This window comes from Streptomyces sp. NPDC001634 (assembly GCF_040298185.1).
GTDB lineage: Bacteria > Actinomycetota > Actinomycetes > Streptomycetales > Streptomycetaceae > Streptomyces.
On sequence record NZ_JBEOZU010000174.1, the window covers coordinates 1 to 8,535 of the forward strand.

The 8,535-nt window shown below is 71.1% G+C and carries 9 protein-coding genes and 1 pseudogene; 3 read left to right on the forward strand and 7 right to left on the reverse strand.

What is annotated here, in order from left to right; all coding sequences use genetic code 11:
• The 4 genes and pseudogenes from ABT186_RS46725 to ABT186_RS46740 form a co-directional block, all read right to left on the reverse strand.
• A pseudogene (locus ABT186_RS46725) lies at nucleotides 1–765 on the reverse strand (FUSC family protein); the annotation flags it as partial.
• A 595-nt stretch (nucleotides 766–1,360) separates the two neighbouring features.
• Nucleotides 1,361–2,092, reverse strand: a complete 732-nt coding sequence (locus ABT186_RS46730) for a DUF7873 family protein (protein ID WP_351227365.1) — start codon at nucleotides 2,090–2,092, stop codon at nucleotides 1,361–1,363.
• A 41-nt stretch (nucleotides 2,093–2,133) separates the two neighbouring features.
• Nucleotides 2,134–2,919 (reverse strand): nucleotidyltransferase domain-containing protein, encoded by a 786-nt coding sequence (locus ABT186_RS46735; protein WP_351227367.1) that lies wholly within the window; start codon nucleotides 2,917–2,919, stop codon nucleotides 2,134–2,136.
• Nucleotides 2,916–3,338: a hypothetical protein gene (locus tag ABT186_RS46740; RefSeq protein WP_351227369.1), complete on the reverse strand. Its 423-nt coding sequence runs from the start codon at nucleotides 3,336–3,338 to the stop codon at nucleotides 2,916–2,918. The genes ABT186_RS46735 and ABT186_RS46740 overlap by 4 nt, the downstream gene beginning before the upstream one ends.
• 200 nt (nucleotides 3,339–3,538) lie before the next feature.
• Between ABT186_RS46740 and ABT186_RS46745 the strand changes: the two genes are divergently transcribed.
• The gene (locus ABT186_RS46745; protein WP_351227371.1) at nucleotides 3,539–3,955 is read left to right on the forward strand and encodes a RidA family protein; all 417 of its coding nucleotides are present in this window, start codon (nucleotides 3,539–3,541) and stop codon (nucleotides 3,953–3,955) included.
• Here ABT186_RS46745 and ABT186_RS46750 read toward each other — a convergent pair.
• Nucleotides 3,952–4,680, reverse strand: coding sequence for an aspartate/glutamate racemase family protein (locus tag ABT186_RS46750; protein WP_351227373.1), 729 nt, complete (start codon nucleotides 4,678–4,680; stop codon nucleotides 3,952–3,954). The genes ABT186_RS46745 and ABT186_RS46750 overlap by 4 nt on opposite strands.
• A 2-nt stretch (nucleotides 4,681–4,682) precedes the next feature.
• Nucleotides 4,683–6,161 carry an NCS1 family nucleobase:cation symporter-1 gene (locus ABT186_RS46755; protein WP_351227375.1) on the reverse strand — a complete coding sequence of 493 codons (1,479 nt, stop codon included), beginning with the start codon at nucleotides 6,159–6,161 and terminating at the stop codon, nucleotides 4,683–4,685.
• A gap of 150 nt (nucleotides 6,162–6,311) precedes the next feature.
• On the opposite strand from ABT186_RS46755, the gene ABT186_RS46760 reads away from it, so the two are divergent.
• Entirely contained in the window at nucleotides 6,312–6,968 is a 657-nt protein-coding gene (locus tag ABT186_RS46760) for a GntR family transcriptional regulator (protein ID WP_351227377.1), read from the forward strand.
• Between the two features lie 7 nt (nucleotides 6,969–6,975).
• On the opposite strand, the gene ABT186_RS46765 is transcribed toward ABT186_RS46760, so the two are convergent.
• Entirely contained in the window at nucleotides 6,976–7,677 is a 702-nt protein-coding gene (locus ABT186_RS46765; RefSeq protein WP_351227379.1) for a uracil-DNA glycosylase, read from the reverse strand.
• 300 nt (nucleotides 7,678–7,977) lie between these two features.
• Between ABT186_RS46765 and ABT186_RS46770 the strand changes: the two genes are divergently transcribed.
• The coding region (locus tag ABT186_RS46770) for an RNA-binding S4 domain-containing protein (RefSeq protein ID WP_351930508.1) at nucleotides 7,978–8,535 on the forward strand (558 nt) is incomplete at its 3' end.

Consider the following 8,535-nt stretch of genomic DNA (forward strand, 5'->3'; position numbering starts at 1 on the left):
GGCGGCCTCGGCGAGGGGCAGGGCGGCGGCGTACTGCGCGTGCAGGCGCCGCTCGGCGGAGGAGGAGGCATACCGGCGCAGCCGGGGCCCGGCGAGGGCGTCCTGGGCGTGGTCCAGGGCGGCGGTGAGGGCGGCGCGGCGGGCCGTGGCGTGCGGGGTTCCGGCGGCGGCGAGGAGGTCGGCGACGGCGTCGTACACCCCGGCGACGGCCTCGCGTTCCCCGTCGAAGCGGTAGTCCCCGGCGGTCGCTCCGGGCGTCGGCAGCACGAGCCGCAGCGCGAGCAGCCAGCCGGCACCGCCGAGGTACATGAGGGCACGCTGCCACCCGGGTTCGGGCAGCGGCATCCCGGCGCCGATGGCGGAGGCGACGAGCAGTTGCGTACCGGCCCCGGAGGCGATGGGTCCGACGGCGCTGACCGCCCCGGCGACGAGACCGAGGCCGGTGAGCAGGAGGGTGAGAAGTACGGCGCCGGTGTGCTGCCCGGCGTACGTCCCGACGAGCAGTCCGGCCGCCCCCGCGAGGGCAGGCACCCCGAGCCGCTTCACGGAGGACCGCCGACTCCCGGGCCGGTCGTTGATCCCGGCCAGCATGGCACCGAGCGCGGCGACGACACCGACCGACGTGCGTCCGGCGAGGACGGCGGCGAACAGCAGGGGCCCGGCGGCGAGGGCCCCGCGGACGACGGCACTCCAGGGCACGGGCCCGCGCTGGGTGCGCAGGGCGTGGGCGAGCCAGGGCGGCAGGGTGAGCACGGGACGCGACACGGGGCTCCTGTCCGGACGAGGGCGGGGTGCGCCTTCGGGCGACGGTGGCCGGGGCTTGGGTTTGCGGCTGTGGGCCGTGGTGCCCACGGTAGATCGCGTCTTTGGAACGGATGGGACGTATACGTTTCCGGGGTGTGAAAGGACGGGCGGATCCCGCGTTCTTTATGAACGCAATCGCGAGCGGACCAGGAACAGGAGCGGGCCCGAGGGCGTAGCCGGCCCCCGGGCCCTGGAAATGCCGCCCATATGGGCACGCCGGCACGCTTGAGGACCCAGGTCAGTCGTTATGTCGCCGCGTCCTGCCTTTGGACCATCGCGCATCGAGCTGCGCGAGCTGGACTTGAACCAGCACTTCGACGTCCCGGGGCCTGGGCCCGGTCGATCCGGCGATCGGCGGCGAATGCTGAGTCTGGAGCGAGAGTCTGAGATTGATCGCGGTCTGCCTCTGCCGAATTGGGCTACCGCGGCAAGGGGTTGTGCCGCGGGGAGGATTCGAACCTCCACTGGAACCGCGCAGTCACGACAAGCTTCAGCTTCAGCTTGCGCTCCTCGCGCACCCCGGCCGTCGTGCGTTGTGGCCGGGGAGTTCTTGAGGCTACCCGAACAGGTAGCCGAAGACGGCGTCCCCGACGCGCTGGTCGACGACATCCACGCCGTTCGCCTCCTCACGGGCGAACTTGACGGCCTGCTGCAGCTTCTCGACGCGGTCGAGGAGTTCATTGACCCGTCGCGCGGGCAGGGCGCCGGAGAACTTCACGGTCGTCCAGTACCCGACGGGCACGTCCTCGTAGTACACCTCGACCTGGGCCGGGTGCTTGTCGGTGGCCTCGGCCTTCACATGGTTCCGGGGCACCTTCTTGGTACGCAGCGTCCGTACCGGCTCCGTCTTCCACGCGTCGGTGGACGGGTCCTGCACCCAGGACTCGGATGCGTCGAGGACAGGCAGCTTGCGGACGAAGGTGTTGAGGTCGACGAGCTGCTTCTCCAGGAAGAGCAGATACGCCACAGGGACGTCGGCGACGAGCACGCGTCCGTCCACCTTCACGTCCGCCCTGGCGGTGCAGTTGGCCCAGTCCTTGGTGGCGGTCACATCGAACAGCCGCGTGAGAGTCGCCGCGGTCTGCCGCAGCACGTCCTCGGCCTGCACCTGGACCCGCGTGGACTCGGGCGGCAACTGCTCGCCCTCTTCGTCCTTCGGCTGGTACGTCCGCGAGATACCGGCCAGCAGCGCCGGTTTCTGCAGACCGTGGTGAGCAGCCGTCAGGTCCTGATGGGACTTGGACTTGATGCCCTTTTCGACAGCGATGATCTGATTGAGTTTCGCCACGCCGCAGAAGGTAGCAGCGAAAAGCCTGTCATTTCGAAGGATTATCGGGCGGTGGATTCACTTGCCGAGGAGAGGACGTTCCCAAAGAGTTCCCCGGCCGACTCGACTGCCTCCGCGAGCCCGTCCGGGTCGGCCTTCAGCCCCGCCACGATCCCGTCGACGCTCCTCAGCCCCGCCCGCTCCAGCAACCTTTTCTCGTTCGTCACCCACTCCCCGCGTGCCGCCAGTACGGCATGCCCGGTCTGCACGGCGGCGGTGGCGAGGGCACCTGCGACCTCCGTGAGACGCCCCTTGGGCGCGTGGTTGGCCTTCGCGTACGCGAGGGTGGCGCGGGCGGTTCCGTACCAGCGCTCGGAGGCTGAGGCACGCAGCTTCTGCGGGTATGTGTCCGGGCGCGGGAGTGTGCCCCGCAGCACGCGGTTGACGGCCAGCTCCGCCACCACCAAGTAGCTGGGGATGCCCGCGAGATGGAAGAGCAGGGGCTCGACGCGGAAGCGGCCGTCCTCGGCCTCCGCCATCTCGTGTTCCACGACGTCGAGATCGCGGTAGTGGACGTCGACGCGGCGGCCCTCAACGGTCAGCCAGGCGCCTCCGTTGAAGACTCCGCCGCCCCAGCCGCCGATCTCGGAGATCTCGCCGGGCCAGCCGACAGCACGGAGGTCGGCCGGGTCGAAGGTGCCCCGGTAATAGATCGCGAGGTCCCAGTCGCTGTCCGGGCCGTGCGTGCCCTCCGCACGGGAGCCGCCGAGGGCGACGGCCCGGACCGCGGGGAGGGCGGCCAGGCGGTGGGCCACCTCGTCGAGGAACGCCTCGTCGCCATTGGTCACCCGTGGGTGTCCATCCTGCCCACCGTGCCCGCCTGGATGACCGTGTGGTTGTACACGCCACCGCTGATGGTGTTGTTGTTGACGGTCCCACCGGCCGTGGCGCCCGGGCTCGGCGCCAACTCGTCCAGCAGTGACCTGAGTTCGGCGACGGCCTCCGGGTCGTTGCGCAGTGTGCGGCGCAGCCGGCTGCGCCACTCGTCCTGGATGTCGGACGCGGTCTCCTCGTCGCCCGCGTCCCGTGCGGCGACGAGATCGGCGCGGGAACGCTCCAGCTCTCCCTGTACGACCTCCTCGTCACCGCCCCGCCGACGTGCGAGGAAGGCGGTGACCCGGTCCCGCACCTGCGCCCATCCGTCGGTCACCATCTGCGTCACCAACGCGGTCGCTCCCGCCACCGCCAGCTCCGTCAACTCGTCCACTGGGCCCCCTTCGTCACAGGTACGGACACCTACCGTAGCCCGTCGGCGACCGTACGTGCGCCGGGATGGCGAAGTGGTCCCTGGACCGTCGGTGCGGGGCCACAAAATGGGGTGCGGTCGCCGTCCCGAGCCCGCATGATCGGCGGGTTGCCGTTCGGCCGACGCCGGGCCGGCCCTTCAGTCCTTCGCCGGGAGGCACCTTGCTGAAGCGCGTCACCGTTCCCACCCTCTTCCCGCCGCCCGTCTACGCCCACGCCTCCGTCGTGGAGGCGGGGACCCGGCTCGCGTTCCTCGCCGGGTCCGTGCCGCTCGACGCCGACGGGAAGCTCGTCGGTGCGGGCGACCCCGTACGGCAGGCCCAGCAGGTGCTCGCCAATCTCGGCGAGCAGCTGCGCGCGGTCGGCAGCGACATGGCGCATGTCGTGTCGACGGACGTGTACGTGGTGAGCAGTGAACCGGCGGTGCTCTCCGCGGTCTGGGACGTCGTCGAGGCGTCGGGGCTCAGCACCGGGCCGCACTCGTCGACGCTCATCGGCGTGGCCTGCCTCGGGTACACCGGGCAGCTCGTGGAGATCACCGCGACGGCCGTCGTTCCCCCGGCCCCCGAGGACGTCTAGCGCTCTCGCGAGCCGCCGCCCCGACCCCACTCCCTCCGTTTGGGCAGCGGCTTCGCCCAGCTGCCTGCTCTGCTTGTCGTCAGGCTCAGTGACACCAGCGACTCGGCGAGCTTCACCGCCGCGGCGACCCCGTCGACGACGGGCAGCCCCAGTTTCTCGCCCACCGCCCGTTGCAGCCCGGTCATCCCGGCGCAGCCCAGCACCAGGACCTCGGCACCGGCCTCCCGGGCCCGCTCGGCCGCGGTCACGAAGGCCTCCTCGGTGCGGGCCGTGTCGCCGAGTTCGAGGACGCCGAGGCCGGTGCCGACGACGGCCGCGCAGTTCTGCAGGACCCCCGCCGTGTGGAGGCTGTCCTCGATCTGGCCGCGGGAGCGCTCCAGCGTGGTGACGACGCCGTACCGCCGTCCCAGCAGACATGCCAGATGCGCCGCCGCCTCGGTGATGTCGACGACCGGCACGTCCAGCATCTCCCGCGCGCCCTCGCGGCCGTGCTCGCCGAACCCGGCCATGACGACGGCGTCGTACCGGCCCTCGTAGGTGCGTAGCGCGTCGAGGACGGCGGCGGCCGAGAGGTAGCTGTCGAGCCAGCCCTCCGCCGATTCGGGCCCCCACGCCGGGGTCAGTCCGGTCACGGTGGTGCCCGGGCCGGCGGCGGCCCGGGCACCTCGTACGATCTCCTCGGTCATCTCCTGCGTGGTGTTGCAGTTGGTGACGACGATCCGCACGCTCAGCCCTCCACGACGGCCACGGCCGGAGCGGGCTCGGCAGCGGCACGCTCGGAGCGGCACAGGACGGCGTACAGGACGGCGGAGAGCGCCGTGCCGATGAACCACGAGTACGGGGCCACCGCGCTGAAGTCCTTGACCAGTGCGAGCACCGCCGCGACCGCCGCCGAGGGCAGAAACGCCCACAGGGCCTTGGGGTTGACGCCCTTGCGGTAGTAGTAGCGGGATCCGGGCTCGGCGTTGAAGAGCTGGTCGACGTCGATGCGGCCGCGCTTGACCCAGTAGTAGTCGAGCATGATCACTCCGAAGAGCGGGCCCAGGAAGGCGCCGAGCCCGCCGAGGAAGTAGTTGACGACGGTGGGGTTGGAGAAGAGGTTCCAGGGGGTGACGACCAGCGCGGCGACCGTGCTGATCATTCCGCCGACCCTGAAGTTGATCTTCTGTGGCCAGACGTTGGCCAGGTCGTACGCGGGCGAGACGAAGTTGGCGACGATGTTGACGCCCATGGTGGCGACGGCGAAGGTGAACGCGGCCAGCACCAGCACCCAGGTGTTGCCGACCTTGGCGACGAGCAGTGCGGGGTCGGTGATGGCCTCGCCGAACACCTTGATCGAGCCGGCCGTCACGATGACCGACACGATCACGAAGGCTGTCGAGTTGACCGGCAGGCCCCAGAAGTTGCCGCGCTTGACCGTCTTGTAGCCGGGCGCGAAGCGGGAGAAGTCGCAGAAGTTGAGCATCAGGGTGCCGTAGGTCGCAAGGACGAGTCCGACGGCGCCGAACCACTGCCGCCACTGCTCGCCGGTGGAGACCGGGTGCGGGGTGGTGGTCAGCGAGATCGACCAGTCGGCCTTGGCGAGGACCCAGACCGCCAGCGCGATCATCACCAGCCAGATGGCGGGACCGCAGAAGTCCTGGAACTTCCGTACGGACTCCATACCCTGGCTGATGATCAGCGCCTGGATGAGCCACAGTGCCACGAACGACGTCCAGCCCAGCGCGTCCAGACCGAGGAACGAGTGGTGGGTCCACGACTTCAGCCCCGGCCAGGCGGCGAGCAGCATGACGTTGACGGCGACGGACGCGAGGTAGGTCTGGATGCCGTACCACATGATGGCGATCACGGCCCTGATCAGGGCGGGGATATTGGCGCCCCACACCCCGAAGCTGATCCGGCTGACGACCGGGAAGGGCACTCCGTGCCGCTGACCGATCTTGCCCATCATGTTCATCCCGAGGTAGATCAGGACGAAGCCGACGAGCAGGGACGTGAAGATCTGCCAGACGTTCATGCCGAGGACCAGCAGGCCGGCGGCGAAGGTGTAGTTGCCGAGGTTGTGGACGTCGGACATCCACATGGCGAACAGGTCGAAGACCTTCCACTTGCGTTCGGCGGCGGGCGCGAGGTCTTCGTTGGTGAGGCGGGGGTCAGGGACGAACGCTGGTGCGCCGGTGGCTTCGGCGCGATCGGCGAGGGACACGGGGCCTCCATGGGGAAAGGGGACGGAGGACGGCTTGCCGGGCGTTTGGTATACCAAACTGCTGACATGGTCCCGCCGTCAAGCCTTCCGGCCGATGTCCGTCCCGTTACGGCTCCGTAAAAGACCCCTCGCGTCGGCGAAGATGGCCCCATGACGAAGATCGAACCCCTGGGCGCGGTGCGCGAGCGCGTCCTGGCGGCGCTGCGGCAGGAGATCATCGCGGGCCGGCTGCGCCCCGGCGACCGCCTGGTCGAGCGCGAGCTGGCCGAGCGCTTCGGGGTCTCCCGGGTCCCGGTCCGCGAGGCGATCCGAGCCCTGGTCGCCGAGGGGTTCGTCCTCTTCGAGACACCGCGCAGAACGGTCGTACGCCGGCTGACCCCGACGGATGTCAAGGAACTCTTCGAACTGCGCGAGGCCCTTGAGGTCTACGCGGCCGGGCTCGCGTCGGTCCGGGCGACCTCCGAGGACCTGGCGGAACTGACGGAACTGCTGGACCAGGCGGCGGCCGCGACCGCCGCCTGGGACGCCGAGACGATCACCGACGTCAACACCCGCTTCCACGACCGCATCCTGGCCATGGCGGGCAACAGCCTGCTGATCTCCGTCATGGAACCGGTCGACGGACGGCTGCGCTGGCTCACCCGCCAGAACGAGGAGTGGCCCCAACTCCTCACCGAACACCGCGAGTTGTACGAGGCGATCGCCTCCGGCGACCCGGACCGCGCCCGCGCACACGCCCTCGCCCATGTGCAGGCCAACTACCGCTCCACGGTGCGGCACCTGTTCGGAGACAGTGAACTGCTCTAGAGCCCGGCTACGGCTTGGCCGGCAACCCCGCCGTCCGGGCCGCCGTGCGCAGCACGTCCCGCAGCATCTCGGGCGTGAGGCGTCCCGTGAAGGTGTTGCGCTGGCTGACGTGGAAGCAGCCGAAGAGCTCCAGTCCCTCCAGCGACACCCGGGCACCGTGCCCGAAGGCGGGGCGCGGCCGGGGCACCGTCCAGCCCGCCTCCGCGAGTGCGGTCAGCGCGGACTGCCAGCCGAAGGCGCCGAGCACGACCACGGACCGCAGCGACGGGCGCAGCAGCCGCAGCTCCTGCACAAGCCACGGCCTGCAGGTGTCCCGCTCCTCGGGCGTCGGTTTGTTGGCGGGCGGGGCACAGTGCACGGGCGAGGTGACGCGTACGCCGTACAGCTCGAGGCCGTCGTCGGCGGACACCGAAGTGGGCTGCGACGCCAGCCCCACGGCGTGCAGGGCCGCGTAGAGCACGTCTCCGGACCGGTCGCCGGTGAACATGCGCCCGGTCCGGTTGCCGCCGTGGGCCGCGGGCGCGAGACCGATGACGAGCATCCTGGCGTCCGGCGGCCCGAAGCCGGGCACCGGCCGCCCCCAGTACGTCCAGTCGGCGAACGCGGCCCGCTTGGTACGGGCCACCTCCTCGCGCCAGGCGACCAGGCGCGGGCAGGCACGGCAACCCGTGATCCGCTCGTCCAGCGCGGCCAGACTGCTGCTGTCCATGCCTCCACGGTAGGGCTCGCTGCACGCGGCCCGGGTGGCACCAGGACCCGGATCAGCGCGAAGAGGACGGCCGGCGGCACGGAAAAGGCTTCCGGTCCACTCGGCGCAGGGGGCTAAGGTCGGGATATGGCTGCTGAAGGTGCGGACGACGAGACGACGGGCGGGACCGCGGGGATCCGCGCGGCTGCGACGGCCCGGGAGTCCGAGGCGCGCCGGGGGCGCGAGGCGGACCTGCGGGACACCGGCGCGGGCGCTGAGGGCCCGGCTGCCGACGCACGGGGCTCCGCCGCCCCGGAGGCCATGGACGCGAAGAGCTCCGCCACGGATGCGAAGCCCGCTGCCGTGGATGCGAAGACCGCCGCCGCAGTGGCTGCCGCCGAGGCGGCCGGCCCGTCGACCGGCGAGAGTGTGCGCATCGACAGCTGGATCTGGTCCGTACGGCTCGTCAAGACCCGCTCGATCGGCGCCACCGCCTGCAGGGGCGGTCATGTGCGGGTGAACGGCGAGCGCGTCAAGCCCGCGTACGCCGTGCGCGTCGGCGACGAGGTGCGCCTGCGGCACGAGGGCCGGGAGCGGGTCGTCGTCGTGAAGCGCCTGATCCGCAAGCGGGTCGGCGCCCCGGTGGCCGTCCAGTGCTACATCGACAACAGTCCGCCTCCGCCGCCCCGCGAGACCGTGGCCGCGGCGGGCATCCGCGACCGCGGCACGGGCCGCCCCACCAAGCGCGACCGCCGCGAAATGGAACGCCTCCGTGGCCTGGGTGCGGGCCCGGGCGGCCCTTCCGGCGGCGGCTTCGCAGCCCAGGGCCGGCCCGGAGACCGCGACCCGTCCGGCGGGCGGGGTCGGCCGAACGGCCGG

Excerpts from the sequence above, each read along its gene's own strand:
- ABT186_RS46760 (WP_351227377.1), top strand. The coding sequence starts at position 6,312 with ATGACGAAGATCGAACCCCTGGGCGCGGTGCGCGAGCGCGTCCTGGCG.
- ABT186_RS46765 (WP_351227379.1), bottom strand. The coding sequence starts at position 7,677 with ATGGACAGCAGCAGTCTGGCCGCGCTGGACGAGCGGATCACGGGTTGC.